The following is a 16,627-nucleotide window of genomic DNA, read 5'->3' as shown; positions in this document are numbered from 1 at the left end:
TTATGTCCTATTTATATCAAAATCAGCGTATTGATATTGCGCTACCTATCCATGCTATTTCCGTGAACAAACATGCGATGGCGATTCGCCACCATCAAGGAAAAAGCTACATTGAGTTTGCCAACAAAGCCGATATGCAAGGTTTTATGCATTGGCTCTCAGGCCAGTAATCAAGTGTGCGGTGCACCTAAGCGCCGCACCTCTGTTATTTCACATAATTTGACCTCAATCATCTTACTTACCATTTATACTATAAATTCTCGGTGGCCTGCTTGATTAATTTTTAGGTACTAACTATACCTAGTTGAGTTTAATCACGAACAAGGAACCAAGATGCTTCGCCTCGCTGTTTTTATATTACTTTTGCCCTGCTTCTCTGCCTTTTGCGCTGACAAACCCAACATTCTAGTGATTTGGGGTGACGACGTGGGTATGTGGAATATTAGCGCTTACCATCGCGGTATGATGGGAGGCAGTACGCCTAACATTGACAGCATTGCCAATGACGGCATGATGTTTATGGACCACTACGCCCAAGCGTCATGCACTGCCGGACGCGCAGCCTTTATCACAGGCCAATACCCAATGCGCACGGGGCTAAGTACCGTTGGCTTGCCTGGGGCGAAAGAAGGGATCCAAGAAAGTGATCCAACACTGGCAACCTTACTCAAAGCTCAAGGTTATACCACCGGTCAATTTGGCAAAAACCATTTAGGTGATCGCGATGAGCATCTGCCCACCAATCACGGGTTTGACGAGTTCTTTGGCATCCTTTACCACCTTAATGCCGGTGAGTACCCGGAACAGCAAGATTACCCTCAAGACCCTCAAGTTCAAGAACGCCTAGGCTTAAAAATGCGTGGCGTAATTCACTCCAAAGCGCTGGAAAACGGCGGTCAACGCATCCAAGACTTAGGTCCGTTTGGACAAGAGCGACAGCGTAACCTAGATCAAGAAGTATTGGTTGAGTCAAAACGCTTTATTCGTGAAGCAGTTAAACAAGATAAGCCATTTTTCGTTTGGCATAACACTACCCGCATGCACTATCGCACTAACCTTAACGACCAATACCAAGGTCGCAGTGGCTATGGATTATATGCCGATGGCATGATGGAAATGGACGACGATGTTGGTGAGCTTTTAAACTTACTTGATGAACTTAAGGTCGCCGATAACACCATAGTTATGTTTTCGACCGATAATGGTGCTGCATCTAATTCGTGGCCAGATGGCGGTAATCAGCCCTTTCATGGCGAGAAGGGCGTTGGTGGTTGGGAAGGCGGCTTTCGCGTGCCATTGGTCGTAAAATGGCCGGGCAAAATTCCCGCAGGCGTGAGCACTGGCGAATTCATGACCATGGAAGACTGGCTGCCCACCCTTATGGCATGGACTGGCAATAGCAATATTAAACAGCAGTTACTGCAGGGCAAAGAAGTCGCCGGGCGCTCATATAAAGTACACTTAGACGGTTATGACCAAAGCGATTTGTTGCTCAACAACGGGAAAACCAAACGAAAAGACTTTTACTATTTCACCGAGACCACTTTTCATGGCCTTCGCCATGGCGACTGGAAGCTACTATTCACAGAGCAAGAGCATTGGTTCCGCTCACCACAACAGGCGCTCACCACCCCCTATATTACTAATTTGAAGCAAGACCCTTTTGAGCGTTTCCACGAAGCACGGGGCTATGACGAATGGGCCGAAAACCGCAGCTGGATCCTTGGCCCAGCAGCGAAGCAAATAGCTGAATTTGTTGCTACTTTTAAAAAGTTTCCGCCTTCGCAGAAGAGTATGTCGGTACAAGTTACTGATATTAGTGAGCAGATCAGTAATCAATCAATGGGGCGCTAATCACAGATGGCAGGGCATGCGCCCTGCCTAGCCTGCAATGCAGAGATGCCAGGTGCTATTAAACGCTGGGGTAAACCCTTTTATGCCCTCGGGCATGGCTGCTCGGTTAAGGCAATCAAGGCGATAATGGTCACCATAGAGTTGCTGTAATTCATTTGCTGGAACCGATTGCGGTGTACTTTGTGGCTCGGGTTGAGGGTACTCCACAGTAACCACAAGCTGCTGCGCCTGAGGGCACAGCTCTTTTAGCTTGGCGCTGTAACGCATGCGCAGGGGCGCATCTAAAGCAACCAGTGCGCCGCGATCGTAGATAGCCGTCACTCCCTCTAACTGTGCCCGTTCAAGCGCAAACACATCACCCACATACACGCAGAGGTTGCCCGCCTGATAACACCGGTGCTCACCCTGCTGAGAGATATCTGGAGTGAGCTCAAGCGCTTGAAACAACGCCTGCACTGCGTCTTCACTGAGCTCCACCGCAACCACAGCGTGCCCTTGTTGCAACAGCCACTGCACATCAATACTTTTACCACACAATGGCACAAACACCCGTTCGCCAGGAGTCAGTGCCAGGGTGGGGAAAAACGCCACTAGGTTGCTATTAGGCTCTTGTTGATCAAAGCCAATATCCCCTTGCTGCCAACGTTGTAACCAATATTCAGGATTCATAATACACTCTCAATGACTCACAATTAGACTGCCAATGTGTAGGCCGACACCAAAAATACCATGGCTCAGCATGCTTTTACCCCGTGCCCGCCAGGGCTTGGGGCTGTGGCGCGCGGCTAAGCCTGCGCCCATGCCCGGCTGCATTACAAAAAATGCAAATACCACCGTGGCTAAGGCGTAGGCGATAGCAATCATTAGACTGGGTGGGCGGTGCAGCCACTGCAACATAAGAAAATACCCTAAGGCAAAGAGTATTCCAATAGCGTAATGCACGCTCCAGCCCAGTGCACATTCACCACGATGCCCTGGTTGTTGCGCAACATGGCATTGCACCATGCCCTGCTCAGGCATTTGCAGTAGCCAGCGCCCGAGCACACACAAGCGCAATGAAGGCACTTGCAGGGTCGATTTTAATAGAACCCCCCAGGCATCAAGTAACGCGGTGGCGATCACTCCGGCAATAAGCGCCGATAACAACATGTCTGTATTCATATGCGACTCCCAAAAGATATTGGCAGTAGCATATTCAATTTCACTAATAACCTATACACTGAAATAAACAACTTTAAATTTCATTTATGAAATTATGCTTGATGATATTCGTGTATTTGTTCATATTGCTCAACAAGGCGGACTAGGCGCCGCCGCTCAGGTTTTATCGCTGCCACCGGCCACGGTTACCCGGCGTTTACAACGCTTAGAGCAGCACCTTAATTGCAAACTGGTAAACCGCAGTGCTCGTCATTGCCAACTGACGCAACAAGGCGAGGTTTACTACCATGCCTATGTCGATTTGGTGGCGCAATTTGAGCACACTGAGCACCGTCTTAACGAGGCCAACGCCTCGCTAACAGGACAACTAAAGGTATTGGCGCCGATGAACTTCAGCCACGGTTTTTTAAAGCCGTTTTGGCTGCGGTTTACCCGCACCTACCCACAAGTTGCTCTGCAGTTGGAGCTCAGCAATGATAAGCAGGATATGGTCAACACCCAAGCGGATATGGCAATACGCATTGGCCCCCAACACGATAGCGCGTTTATGCAACAACGCTTAGGTGAAAGTGACACCTTATTGGTCGCCAGCCCTGAATTTATGCAACGGCAAAACTGTGAGGAGGTATACACCTTAGAGCAGCTGCGTACCTTGCCTTTAATTGGCACTACGCTGCGTAAAAGCTGGCAATTAACGCACTTACCCTCGAAACGCCGCCATAAGTTTGTGCCCCGTTTTATGCATCAATTTAACGATACCAGCTTTGTAAAGTATTTGGCCTGTGATGGCCAAGGCGCAGCGCTGCTACCCCGCTTTGAAATTATCGACGAGCTACAGCGCAATGAACTAAAATGCATCGCCCCAAATTGGCGCTCTGAGCCGCGTACAATTTATGCACTATGGCCCAGTGGCCGATTACTCAGCCGCCGTGCCCAGCTATTAAAACAGCAACTAAATGAATTTATTGCCACGCATTTACCATCCGAAAATGGCTGATTGTTGGCTGCAACGCAAACATCCAGTCACGCTCGTTTCACTCGTACAGAGCATAAAATGTGAATAAACGGATATATGTTTGAAATTAGTTGATGCATTCAAAAGTTGTTCGCCATGCCTTGCTCATGCTTTACACTAAATGCATGTAGCCTGCGAACACTTAGCCGTCATGAATTACCTCGCGCATTTATTTTTGGCCCAAAACACAGCGGATTCCCACTTTGGTAATCTGCTTGGTGACTTTCGCCGTGGTGTTAGTACCGAGCAATTACCTCGGCCTGTGTATTTGGGATTACAAAATCATTTATTAGTGGATAAGTTCACCGATAACAATGAGCAGGTTAGGCAGGCCAAGCAGTTGTTCTCACCTCAGCGCCGCCGCTTTGCCGGAGTGGCATTAGATGTGTTGTTCGATCACTTTCTCATTCGCCATTGGTCGCGCTTCAGTAGCACGGAGTTTGCTAACTTTCGCAATCACGCCTACACGCTGCTACTAAGGCGTCAGTCGCATATGCCCCAGGCCATGCAACAGGTGGTTGCGCGTATGAGCGACCAAGACTGGTTTAGCACCTATGCCCACTTAGACGGCGTGGCTTTGGCGCTGGATAACATTGCCAAACGTATCCGCTTTAACAATGAGTTTGCTGGCAGCATTAACGATATTGAGCAACATTTTGAGCAGTTTGAGGCGGTGTTTTTACACTTTTTTCCGCTGTTGCTCGCTCACGTCAAACGTCATAGCGTCGAAAGCCAGCTCTAAAACGCAGTAATGACAGCTACCCAAACGAGCGCATAGATGATTAATGCCACGAGTACAGCGGCCGACCCTAAATCTTTTGCCCGTCCAGATAAAGGATGAATATCTAACCCTACTCTATCGACGATCACTTCAATTGCGGTATTTAATATTTCAGCAAACATCACAAAAAGTGTGGCCCCAATCACGGCTATCCATTGATAAATACCGGCTTGTAACACACCAAGCGCGACTAACGATACGAGTAGTAATGTCACCTCTTGCTTAAATGCTGATTCGTTTTTTATTAACCAAGAAAGAGCCCTTAACGAGTGTCGCAATGCAAAGACAATTCGCTTGAACCCTTTTGGCTTTTTGGTGTTGTCAAAGCGCATAGTCAACCTTCTCTCGTTTTATCATAGTGTGGTAATTCATTACTTAGGTTGTGGCAGTTGATATAAGCGTTTTTGATACGCCATCGTGCTATATAAGGCATGGGCCAACGCTTTATTTTTCAAAGTGACCAACTTATTGCCCGTTGATAACGATGTTTGCGTTTTTGATGCTTTGTTATAAGACCAATAGCTAGCCCTTTCACCGGGCATTAATACCACCGCTTTGTCATTTTCTAGGTATGCAAAGTTGTCGTAATACTGCATAAGCGCTCTTTCTACTGGATAATGCTTTGTAAGATCAAACCCAGTCATAGGCGTTGCCGCTTCAATACCTGCTAAGGAGAGTAAAGTCACTGGCAAGTCTATTTGACTGACAAGCCGATCATCTTGAATGCCGTCAAAAGGAGAATTGAGAATAACGCCGGGAATATGAAAGGATTTAATTGGCACTGGCTCACGCCCATACACCCTAACATCATGATCTGCAACGATAAGAAACACAGTATCCTGCCAATATTCACTGTGTTTTGCACGCTCAATGAATTGACCAAGCGCCATATCGGCATATTTTATCGCCAAATCTCGCTTAACATGTTCATTGGTACCGACCGCATCGAGGACGACTTTATTCTCTGGAATATCAAAGGGGTCATGATTACTAGAAGTAAAAATAAGACTAAAAAAAGGTCGTTGCTGCTGCGCTAAATAAGAGAGTTCTTTATCTGCTTGAATAAATAAATCTTCGTCACTGACCCCCCAAGAGGACGTAAACTGAGGCTCGGCAATATCATTCATATCGACAATATCCTGAAACCCATTCCCTAGAAAGAAGCTTTTCATATTATCGAAGTGGCTCTCGCCACCATAAATGAATTGTGTCATATAACCGTGCCTAGCAAGCAGCTGAGCAATGGTAAAGAATTGCTTCTGGGACTTTGATAGCTTCACCACTGAACGTGAAGGCGATGGTAAAAAGCCACTAATAACCGCCTCAATGCCTCGCACCGAGCGCGTGCCCGTTGCATAAAGGCTATGAAATCCCCATCCTTGAGCGTATAAATTATCTAGTTGTGGGGTTAATCCTTTACCACCCAAGGCGCCAACAAACCGCGCTCCCAGGCTTTCCTCTAAAATAATAACCACGTTTTTACTTTGACCTTGGTGGTAAGGAGCATTAATCGTGAGTGTCGGTATATGCTCATCGCCCATTGAGGAACGAAAAGTGGATGACTTCATTATCTTAACAACCTGCTCCTCAGCCATCGTCCCGTACAAGGTCTGCGCGCTGCGTTCCGAGGCCATATTTTTGGCTGCAAAAACCACACTGTATGACGAGTTCAAAATGAGTGAATTCACTAAAGCGTCTTGAGAGAAATAAACTAGTGCAGGGTTTAAAGGACGATGTGCAAACGTACCTCGAGCTAGAACCGCCAGCGTAACTACCGTGACTAAGACTGCAAATACGCTGAAGCGACGAGACTGATGTTGGCAATAAGGACGTGGTATATAACGGATTGTAGCAATGGCGAAAATCAAGGCCAGAATGAGTGAGGTTGCTGCCGCGAGAAAGTGTCCATTCGCAAGCATGGATAGAACCTCTTTGGGGTATTGCACATATTCTATGAATAATCGATTTGGTCGAACGTCATACTGCAAGATAAATGCTGGTGTTGCGGCTTCGACCAACACAATTGTCGCAATAGTAAGTGCCGCATAAGCTTTTAATAAAATAAATAAAACGTATTTCAATTTGCGTGGTGCCATCAAGTACACCACATTGATGATGAATAGTGGCAGAGCTATATAAGCAATACTGCTCAGATCAATACGCACACCACCTAGTAATACCAACCCCCACTGACCTGCTTCCAAACGCTCATGTTGCCAGAGCATTAAACCGAGCCGAGTAGCCATAAAAATTACTGCTAAAGTAGTTACGAATAAAATAAAGGGGGCAAATTGCCGTATGTATAATTTGAGCATGTCATCGCATTAAAGAGAATTCATGCGGCTAACATAAAATGTGAAACTTAAGTGAAGCTTATGGCGATGAGAAAACAATAGAAATGCGAGCACGGTAGACAAAAAAATACCCAAGCTCAGGCTCAGGTATTTTTTATTGCAAGTGAGCGTATGCGCTCAATTACATCACAGATTAACGCCGTTATTAAACAGCAGTAACTTGTGTAGCTTGTGGGCCTTTAGCGCCTTATTCAACAGTGAACTGAACTTCTTGGCCTTCTTGCAAAGTGCGGTAGCCGTCATCAGAAACGATAGCGCGGAAATGTACGAATACGTCTTTGCCGCCATCAGTAGGAGTGATGAAACCGAAACCTTTGCTCTCGTCGAACCATTTAACTGTACCAGTTGTATTAGACATAGTGTCTCCAAAATCTTTTATATATAAATGTGCGCTGCTTAACAGACGCGGTAATGCCAAACTAAGTACTAGCTAACACGAACGGCTTGGTGCTTAAATTCGGGTGGAACACTAACTGGATAGGACTCACGAAGAACTGAAGGACAAAAGCAAATATCGAATCTGGGTAGAACTCATCAGACAGGGGCACCTTAACACAGGCACTAGGGTTTACCTAATGTTATTTCATTTATCTGCGCCAAGCTCAGTAGCTGACATATTTTGTAACAGCCTTTTATCGCAGCGCTGTCGCAATTGTAAGTACCCTTGTTATGATGTAACAGCTTCTAAAAAAAGGGTTACCAAAGATGAGAAAAATAACCACCTTGGCACTCGCCATGGCCGCAACGCTGGCCCCGTGGGTGTCAGCCTATGAAACTGAAGACACACGCTTATTGCGCTTTCCTGATATTCATAACGAACATGTCACCTTCATTTACGCTGGCGATGTGTATGTAGCAAACACCGAAACCGGTGCCAGCCAGCGCCTGACCGATCATGTCGGCTTTGAAACTTTCCCTAAATTCTCCCCAGATGGCCAACGGATCGCGTTTGCCGCCGAGTATAATGGCAGCCGACAAATCTACGTCATTAACCGCGATGGTTCTGGCCTTAAACAGCTTACCTATTACAACGATGTTGGTCCTATGCCACCGCGTGGCGGTTTCGATTACCGGGTGCTTGATTGGACACCCGATGGTAAACATGTGGTATTTCGTGCAAACCGCACTCCTTGGGGTAAACGCATGGGCCGCCCATATATGGTGCCTGCCGATGGTGGCCTAGAGCAGCCTCTGGCTATTCCTGAAACCGGGGGTGGTATGCTAAGCCCAGATGGCAGCAAATATGTATACACCCCGATTGATCGTGAATTTCGTACCTGGAAACGCTCGCGCGGCGGTCGTGCCCAAGATGTATGGGTGTATGATTTAGACCAAAACAGTTCCAAGCAGCTGACCACAGATCGCGCCACCGATCAGCAGCCAACTTGGGTGGGCGATAATATCTACTTTGTCTCTGATCGCGACTACACCTTAAACCTGTATCAATACCGTGAAGGCGAAGCGCCTAAAAAGCTCACCACCCATGAGGACTTCGATGTGCTGTGGCCATCAGCTGGCCCCAACGCGGTGGTGTACGAAAATGGGGGTTATTTATATCGCTTCGACCCCACAACCGAGCAAAGCAATAAACTCACCATTAATGTCGCTGGCGTGCGCCAATATGCCATGCCTTACAGCAAAAATGTGAGCGACTTTATCGACTCTATGTCGCTGTCTCATGATGGCAAACGGGCCTTGTTTACCGCCCGAGGCGAGCTATTTAGCGTCCCCGCTCAAAAAGGCCCAACTCGCAACCTTTCCTACACCCCTAAAGGCCGAGAAATAGACGCCAGTTGGTCACCCAACGGCCGCTATATTGCCTACATGAGCGACGAATCCGGTGAATACGAGATTTATTTGCAGGACCGCGCGGATAATAACGCCGTTAAGCAACTGACCAGTAATGGCACCATTTGGCGCTTTACCCCCATCTGGTCACCCGACAGCTCCAAGCTGCTTTTTGCCGATAAAAACCACACGTTATGGTGGCTGGATGCGCAATCAGGCAAGCAGCACAAAATTGATACCAGTATCTATGATGAAGAGGGCATTCGTCAGTACACGTGGTCACCTAATAGCGAAGACATTGTCTATGTTAAAAACAATGAAAACCGCTACGGCTCGTTATGGCATTACAATACCGACGAGCAAGACGTGACTCGCCTGACCGACGAGATGACCAATGAGCACAGCCCCACTTTCTCACCGGATGGCAACTACCTGTATTTCACCTCTGAGCGCGACTTTAACTTAGCCTTTAGCAGCTACGAGTTCGATTACATGTTTAACCGCGCCACACGCATCTACGCTGCGGCGGTGAACACTGATATAACGCCATTGGTTGCATTGCAAAGTGACGAAACCACCATAGTGAGTGACGACGATGCGCAAAGCGATGCCGACAATGGCAACCAATTGCAAAGCACGGGCTTTATGCAACGCGTGACCGCGCTGAACGCGCCCTCGGGCGATTATCGCTCACTGCATGGCGTTGACGGTGGCGTGCTGGTGATGGCTAACGGCGCCTTGCAACTACTTGGTACCGAGCACGATAGCGAGCTGAAAACCGTGGCCAAGGGCGTTAGCAGCTATACGGTATCGGCAAATGGCGAACACCTGTTGGTGCGCGCTGGCGATGACTACAGCATTATTGCGCCTAAACCAGAGCAAGATTTAAGCGCCACAAAATTGGATTTAACCAATATGACGCTGAAAATCGACCCTCAGCTTGAGTGGCAACAAATGTATGTGGAAGGCTGGCGCACCCTGCGCGATTGGTTTTACGATGAAAATCACCACGGTCAGGACTGGGATGTCATTGTTAAGAAGTACCAAGGCATGGCCAATGCAGTGGCCCACCGCGCAGATTTAGATTATGTTCTCAGTGAAATCGCCGGGGAAATTAACGCCGGCCATATTTACGTGCAATCCGGCGACATGCCCAAAGCCGAGCGTAAAAACCATGGTCTTCTGGGTGCCAAACTGGCCAGCCACCGCTCTGGCTATGTGCAAATTGAGCACATTTTCCAAGGCGAGAACTGGCACGAAAACTTCCGCTCTCCGCTTGGCACCACCGGTGTGAAAGCCAGCAAAGGCGACTTTATCATCGCCGTTAATGGTCGCTCAGTAAAAACTGTAGCGAACTTTTATGAGCTGTTGGAGAACACTCAGGGTGAGCAAGTTGAGCTCGTGCTTAACGACAAACCCATTAGCAAGGGGGCGTGGCAAGTCAGTGTCGAGCCGGTTGCCAGCGAGCAAGGGCTACGTTATTTGCATTGGGTTAACACCCGCGCCGCTTATGTTGATAAGCTCTCTGACGGGCGTATTGGTTATGTGCACTTACCGAATACCCATTATGAAGGTAACCGCGCCATGTTTAAAAATTACATGCCGCAAACCACCAAAGACGCCATGATCATTGATGATCGTTATAATGGCGGTGGATTTATTCCCGAACATATGATCACCTGGTTGGCTCGCAAGCCTCTTAACTATTGGAAGCGCCGTGGTGTCGAGCCGACAAAAACGCCGCAGTTTGCGCACGATGGACCAAAAGCCATGCTGATCAACGGCTATTCCAGTTCCGGCGGTGACGCCCTACCCTATTACTTCCGTCAAGCAGGGTTAGGTAAACTGATTGGTACCCGCACCTGGGGTGGCCTCATTGGGATCTCGGGTAATCCCAGCCTAGTGGATGGCGGCCAAGTGATTGCCGCGACCTTCCGGATTTTAGATAACGAAGGTAATTGGATCATCGAAAATGAGGGAGTCACCCCTGATATAAAGGTGATTGATCGCCCAGAGCTTATTTACAAAGGCCAAGACCCATCGATTGAACGTGCGGTTGAAGAGCTGTTAAAAGAGCTTAAAGCGAATCCGAAAAAACCACTGAGTGTGCCGCCGGCCCCCAGTGAGTTTTAATTCACCTTAACCAATGAAAAGGGCGCAAATCGCGCCCTTTTACATATAAAGGAATTGGCTAGCTGTTATTCATCTGCCTTTTTATTAGCACTGTTGATTCACGGTTTCCATGTATTTAAGCACTTTGCGCTTTCTTCGGTGTAAACGTCTTAGTATCAGGGCACTCACGTAGGCTAACCTGCTGTTAAGTAACCATAAAGACAGGCTATTCAGGCTCAAAAAAACCAATGCTAATGTGGGTGGGTATGAGTTAAGCTCGGCACCGCCTAAAACCAACAAATATAGGTGCACAATAAAACAGAGTAACACTGCCAACTTACAGTATGGCAAAACGCCTACCTTACCTCGAGATAACATCCACCCCACTGCGCACACTATGAGTACCCCCAGCATAGTAGCCATATACCATTCTTTAAGGTGTTGATCTAAAGAGAACACTATATTGACAGTGATCGATATCGTCGTATAACAGAACAGCAACGCCATGATGCAGGCGACTAAAGTCAAAGAATACCTCAACTTAGGAATGAACTCATTTATTGGCAAATCTTCGGCTTTCATTATTCACATGCTCATTTTAAGTTTTCGAGAGCTCTTTCACCATTAGCGTATGGGTAAGAAGTTAGAGGCCATTTGCAGATTTGCTCACACTATGAAGTGCCCCTAACAGGGCTTCAATATGCAGCAGGTTCCGAGTCTATAACTTGTTTGTTTTCTAACGCACCACAAAGTCAAAATAGGTATCTGGATAGGGTTGGGGTTTTAAGGAAAAGTGCCACCATTCCATCGCGTAGGGGGCAAAGCCCTGTGCAGTCATGAGATCGCGTAGCAAATAGCGATTTTTGCGCTGTTGCGCACTGATACGCGGATCATCAGTATTTGATATCGGGTCAAACATATCAAACGCCGAGCCCATATCCAGCTCCTCACCGGAAGCCATGTCGACTAAGGTTAAATCAACGGTTGCACCTCGGCTATGGCCCGACTTTGCGGCAATGTAATCACCAAGTAACACGCCCTTATCTAGATTCGGGTAATAGTGTGCTTTGGTATCTTGTGCGCTGGTATCGCTCACCCAGCGGACAAAATGATCAACGGCGCGCTGTGGTCGGTAACAATCAAACACTTTCAGGGTCATGCCTTGTTGCAGTGCCTTTTTTTGTACCTTTGCTAGCGCTTTAGCGGCATCTTGATGTAACAGACATTTAGATGCCAAGTAACCATCGATAGTCGTACCAACAAAGTTATCACGACCAAAATAACGGATATCTTTTCGAATACTGGGCGCGATATCAGCAATGGCGACAAATTCACTCGGCTTCGCTGCCACAGGGTTGATAGTAGCGCAGGCAAACACAGCGGCACCGATGACACACCCTTTCATAACCTTTCATTCCTGTTTTTGCCCAAAGCGATAAAATCAACAATACCCTATTCCATCGCTAAGGAAAACCACCGCTCACGCGGGACTCACCGATGCACATGTTCGTTGAGGTTAGCGCTTTGACAGCGCGCCAGTGCCGCCTGCATGGACGCACTGGCGCTTTCGCCTTGGTGAACAGTTCGCGCGGGTAAGCTCAGGTTTAAATAGTCGGCGCTGTAGCGCACTAACTGGGCTAGGCTGTCATCTTTTATGTGTGTATAGCGTACTCTTAGTTGCTGCTCAGTGTGGCGCACTGGTTGGTGTTGTTGCCTATCGAGCATTGCGTGCAGGTATGCAGCCAAGGTATGGCGGTCAGGGTCAGCAGACTGTGCAACTAACGCATCTATATCGGCAAGTAATCGTGCTCCGCGCTCGCTCTGCTCGTTTAACAACAGCGCTAAGGTCAAGTTCATCGCTGCATTCAATTGACTTAACGCGAGATTATGTTGCTCTTTTAAAAAAGTGGCTTTACGAAAATCCCCCACAGCTCCTTTAATATCACCCAAACTTAACCTTAACATACCCATATTATTGGCAAGGCTGGCGCTCAAAGCATCATTAGGGTGGGCTTGTAAAATGGCTGCTGCGCGGTCGTAATAACTTTGCGCCAACTGATAAGATTGCCGATGACGGGCAACAATCAACATATTATTGAGATAGATAGCGCGATAAATAGGTCGTGATTCGGTTGTAAATGCGCATTGGTAGGCGTGCTCTGCATCGGTTAATAGGTGGTTTTTCTTAAGCCAAATACCCAATAAATTATAGCTACGACTTAGCTGCTGCGCTTTGGGATCATCAAGGGCTAAAAGACTGTCGATAAGATCGCGCGCCTGGCTAAAGTTATTGCTGAATATGGCCGCTTGAGCAGCCGCGAAATACCAGCGAAAGCGCACCGACGTCGGTACAGAGCCGAAGCTATCATTGTATTGTTGGTATAGGGCCAATGTTTGCTGCGGGCGCTCACGTGCATGGCTTTCGGCCCGCATCAGCACGTCATTTAGTTGCATGGAGGTTAACGTTGCGGCTAACACTATTAAGCTGGGAACTACGGCCATAAACGCACTCTGTTATTGTCGTCACCGTCAAAGTATAGAAACATTTTACCATTTCAGTTATGACAATAATTCAATTCGCACGTTGGCTGCGCGATGCCCCGGCTCATAGCCAGACATCGCGCGCTACTTAAGGCAGTAATTTATCTATCTGCCGCCAATCAATAATTTTAAAGTTTTGTGGTTGTTGCGGCATACGGTTATAACCATCTTGAACAACCAGCACGCCTTGAGGGTAACCTGGTAAAGCATGGGCGGTGACCGTTAGTCCGTCTGTTTCCGATACACCATCTATGCCTTTTTCAATATCAGCCGTCACCGCAAACTTCACTAATCGCGTTAGCGTCGGCTCTAAGCGCGTGCCCTCTATGCGATAAAGCACATAGCTGTTATCACCCTGACTGGATACCACCAGCAATCGTGTGCCATCGTCGCGATGATAGATCTCCATGCCCTCAACATCGGCAACAAGGTGACTATCTAGCTGCTGTATACGCTGTGCCCTGGTGCCAGCATCAGGCTCCGCGCCGATAAACCAAATACCCGCATCTTCCTCACCCATAAATAGTTGCCCGGATTGGTCGTCAGCGCTGCAGCCTTCAGGCTGGCTTGGCAATGAGAACTGGCGTACACGTTGACCGTGAACCTCAGTGTTTTGCACACCAATACGGTACTGTTGATAGGTGCCATTTTTGTCATTCACAAACACATAATGGCCACTTTGCGCGCTGTACATACACAGGCCATAAATTTCTGTTAGGTTAGTGGCAATATCACTGAGCTGCTGTACCTGCCCATCGGTGCTCACGGTAAACAAACTAATGCTATTGTTGCTGCGGTTACTTGCTGCAATTAACGTGTGGGTGGCGTTATTGATACCTTGATGCTGGCGCACATCGACATTGTTCACCCGGCCCACAGCGAGCTGTTGCCGTAACTGACCATCAAGCCCATAGACCATTAAGCCACGACGTTTATCTGTGCCCAAAATCAGCGAGTGTTGCGCGTTATTCGGATGGATCCAAATAGCGGGGTCGTCCGCCGCATCGCCAAAGGCGGCTACCGGCGTAGTTTCAGCGCTTGCGCTCACCTGTTGCAACCCTTTTGCATGCCTCGCAGGCACCTGTTTAGCACTGGGTAGCTGGGTGCTGATATAGCTATCGAGCTTATCGGCAAACAATACGGCTTGTTGTTGCCTTTGGCTGTTTGCGCCCACAGCAATGGCCTCAAGGCCTAACTCGGGACCCTCAAGATGCCAGTTTTGCAGCGTTTCACGCAGTGGGTCGTAGCGATACACCTGCTGGCGCTGACTGCTGGTAAAGTAGATATAGCCCTCGGAGTCGCTGCTGAGCGCCGCAATTTCCGGTGCCAGTTGCCCAAAGGGTGAGACCAAGGCGACAGGTGTTTTATCGGCCCGCGATTCGCTGTTGGCGTTTATCTTCCACACACCCAGCTCTGCCTCACCGATAAAGAGCTGCTGAGCCTCATCGCTGACGGCACAGCCAGACGCTTCACTGACTCCAGCAAAAGTGCGAATCGGCAGCTGCATCGGCTGCGCAGCCTCTAGATCATATACCAGCGTTTGCGAAATAAGCCCGCGCACATCGGCAACAAATACCGACACCGTGCGCGTTTGCGCATCATGGTATAAACAGGCCGCTTCCGGCTGCGCTTGCGGCGGTGTTAGCCGTGACAGCTCACCAATCTGCCATTGAGCGCCATCATAATCTAACTGCCATACCACCACCGCATCGGCACTATTATCAATACTGGTTAGCACATAGCGCTGTGGGCTTAGCTGGCGTAAGGACAGGCCTTCATAGTTACCAGCAAGCAACGGGGTAATCTGTTGCTGATATTGCTCGAGCAGCAATAAGCCTTGGCTTTCACTGGCGAGCAGCCAGTGCCCGGTGTGCAACCACTGAGCCTGCGAGCCCTGCATATTATGTTGCTCACCGAGCTCCGTCACCGCCAAGCTTTCGCTGTAACTATGTTTAGTAAACAGGGTTAGCGCCATTAGCGCTGCCGCCATACTGACATTAACGAGCTTATTATTTTTAATGGTCATGTTTTTGCTCCTTATTACGGCGCAGTTGTTTATGTTGGTAACGCACTTCGCCTCGGTGATTAACCGCCGTCATCTGCAGTGCATCGGCATTAATTGAAAACGTTAAAAAGCCTGGGGTAGCTTCGGCGTAGCGCGTAAATTCTCGTTGCTCGACGCTGCGCGCCTCGCTGCCGCCGCCAGAAACATAATGCGCCAGATCACTGTGTTTAATTTGGTTATGTTGTAAGTCATGTTCATGGCCGGCTATATAGGCATCAACGCCATAGCGCTGCAGCAGCGGTGCTAACGTCTCAACCAAGCCGTTATCGCGACCATAGCGTTTGCCACTGGTGTAAATGGGGTGATGGCCCACAACGAGGGTCCATGCCGCTTTACTGCCCGCCAATTGCCGCTTTAGCCATGCGAGCTGCGGCCCTGGGTGCAGCCCTTGGGTGGCGCGATACTTGGCGCGAGTGCGATAGTCACTAACTAGGGTATTGGTATCCAAAAACAACACCAGCACAGGCTCACCGCTGGCCAACGTGAAGCGCTGGCTGTAGTAACGTGCCGGCATCTGCCAACGGCCACTGACATTGCTGTAATCAATTTGCGCTTGGGCATTGCCTAAGTAGTCATGATTGCCCAACACACTGTGCCATGGCACAAAACTATGAGGGCCGTGATATATCCGCTCAAAGGCACTTTGCCACAATGGATCCTGGGTACTGGCAACACCATCGGGATAAAAGTTATCGCCGGTGGAGATCACAAAGTCGCCATCTAGTTGGTACAAGGCAATCTCTAACTGGTGGGCAACGGGGCGCTGGTAAAAGTGGCCGTTGTGGCCCCAATCACCAATAACGGCAAAGTTGATGCTATCAGCCAAGGGTGCCAACCCTTCAATGCGCTGCTGTTGATAGAGCGCATCACTATAAATGGGCGCGCTCTGGGCCAATAATGGCGGTGCCACGAGCAAGGCAATGAGAGTTATTAACTGCTTAATCATGTTCTTTCCT

General features: G+C 48.5%; 14 protein-coding genes. 5 read left to right on the top strand and 9 right to left on the bottom strand.

Annotation, left to right across the window (positions count from 1 at the left end):
* The first annotated feature begins 2 nt into the window (after window positions 1–2).
* A complete protein-coding gene (locus tag PRUTH_RS19170; RefSeq protein WP_170268987.1) occupies window positions 3–170 on the top strand; it encodes a hypothetical protein in 168 nt (55 codons plus the stop codon).
* Window positions 171–333: 163 nt separating this feature from the next.
* Complete coding sequence (locus PRUTH_RS16065) at window positions 334–1,854, top strand: arylsulfatase (protein WP_151173859.1); 1,521 nt, start codon at window positions 334–336, stop codon at window positions 1,852–1,854.
* A gap of 27 nt (window positions 1,855–1,881) precedes the next feature.
* Here the strand turns inward: PRUTH_RS16065 and PRUTH_RS16060 are convergent, their stop codons facing one another.
* Both PRUTH_RS16060 and PRUTH_RS16055 read right to left on the bottom strand, forming a co-directional pair.
* Window positions 1,882–2,523: a class I SAM-dependent methyltransferase gene (locus tag PRUTH_RS16060; RefSeq protein WP_151173858.1), complete on the bottom strand. Its 642-nt coding sequence runs from the start codon at window positions 2,521–2,523 to the stop codon at window positions 1,882–1,884.
* A 9-nt stretch (window positions 2,524–2,532) separates the two neighbouring features.
* On the bottom strand, window positions 2,533–3,015 hold the full coding sequence (locus PRUTH_RS16055; RefSeq protein ID WP_151173857.1) for a DUF2938 family protein: 483 nt from the start codon (window positions 3,013–3,015) through the stop codon (window positions 2,533–2,535).
* Between the two features lie 94 nt (window positions 3,016–3,109).
* Here PRUTH_RS16055 and PRUTH_RS16050 point away from each other — a divergent pair, with 94 nt between their 5' ends.
* Entirely contained in the window at window positions 3,110–4,012 is a 903-nt protein-coding gene (locus tag PRUTH_RS16050; RefSeq protein WP_151173856.1) for a LysR family transcriptional regulator, read from the top strand.
* A gap of 169 nt (window positions 4,013–4,181) precedes the next feature.
* Window positions 4,182–4,772 (top strand): acyl carrier protein phosphodiesterase, encoded by a 591-nt coding sequence (locus tag PRUTH_RS16045; RefSeq protein WP_151173855.1) that lies wholly within the window; start codon window positions 4,182–4,184, stop codon window positions 4,770–4,772.
* On the opposite strand, the gene PRUTH_RS16040 is transcribed toward PRUTH_RS16045, so the two are convergent.
* The 3 genes from PRUTH_RS16040 to PRUTH_RS16030 all read right to left on the bottom strand — a co-directional run bounded on the left by PRUTH_RS16040 (window position 4,769) and on the right by PRUTH_RS16030 (window position 7,523).
* On the bottom strand, window positions 4,769–5,143 hold the full coding sequence (locus PRUTH_RS16040; protein WP_138548133.1) for a diacylglycerol kinase: 375 nt from the start codon (window positions 5,141–5,143) through the stop codon (window positions 4,769–4,771). The genes PRUTH_RS16045 and PRUTH_RS16040 overlap by 4 nt on opposite strands.
* A 39-nt stretch (window positions 5,144–5,182) precedes the next feature.
* Window positions 5,183–7,057, bottom strand: a complete 1,875-nt coding sequence (locus tag PRUTH_RS16035) for an LTA synthase family protein (protein ID WP_257221100.1) — start codon at window positions 7,055–7,057, stop codon at window positions 5,183–5,185.
* Between the two features lie 295 nt (window positions 7,058–7,352).
* Complete coding sequence (locus PRUTH_RS16030; protein WP_151173853.1) at window positions 7,353–7,523, bottom strand: cold-shock protein; 171 nt, start codon at window positions 7,521–7,523, stop codon at window positions 7,353–7,355.
* Between the two features lie 347 nt (window positions 7,524–7,870).
* Between PRUTH_RS16030 and PRUTH_RS16025 the strand changes: the two genes are divergently transcribed.
* The gene (locus tag PRUTH_RS16025) at window positions 7,871–11,086 is read left to right on the top strand and encodes a S41 family peptidase (RefSeq protein ID WP_151173852.1); all 3,216 of its coding nucleotides are present in this window, start codon (window positions 7,871–7,873) and stop codon (window positions 11,084–11,086) included.
* Between the two features lie 715 nt (window positions 11,087–11,801).
* Here PRUTH_RS16025 and PRUTH_RS16020 read toward each other — a convergent pair.
* The 4 genes from PRUTH_RS16020 to PRUTH_RS16005 all read right to left on the bottom strand — a co-directional run bounded on the left by PRUTH_RS16020 (window position 11,802) and on the right by PRUTH_RS16005 (window position 16,617).
* On the bottom strand, window positions 11,802–12,470 hold the full coding sequence (locus PRUTH_RS16020) for a M15 family metallopeptidase (RefSeq protein ID WP_151173851.1): 669 nt from the start codon (window positions 12,468–12,470) through the stop codon (window positions 11,802–11,804).
* An 86-nt stretch (window positions 12,471–12,556) separates the two neighbouring features.
* Window positions 12,557–13,567: a tetratricopeptide repeat protein gene (locus tag PRUTH_RS16015; protein ID WP_151173850.1), complete on the bottom strand. Its 1,011-nt coding sequence runs from the start codon at window positions 13,565–13,567 to the stop codon at window positions 12,557–12,559.
* Window positions 13,568–13,694: 127 nt separating this feature from the next.
* On the bottom strand, window positions 13,695–15,632 hold the full coding sequence (locus PRUTH_RS16010; protein WP_151173849.1) for a phytase: 1,938 nt from the start codon (window positions 15,630–15,632) through the stop codon (window positions 13,695–13,697).
* Window positions 15,622–16,617 (bottom strand): metallophosphoesterase, encoded by a 996-nt coding sequence (locus tag PRUTH_RS16005; RefSeq protein WP_151173848.1) that lies wholly within the window; start codon window positions 16,615–16,617, stop codon window positions 15,622–15,624. Before PRUTH_RS16005 ends, PRUTH_RS16010 begins: the two co-directional genes overlap by 11 nt.
* Window positions 16,618–16,627: the final 10 nt, after the last annotated feature.

Origin of the sequence: Pseudoalteromonas ruthenica, from assembly GCF_008808095.1 — a bacterium.
Classification (GTDB): domain Bacteria; phylum Pseudomonadota; class Gammaproteobacteria; order Enterobacterales; family Alteromonadaceae; genus Pseudoalteromonas; species Pseudoalteromonas ruthenica.
This window is presented reverse-complemented; position numbering and strand designations above follow the sequence as displayed.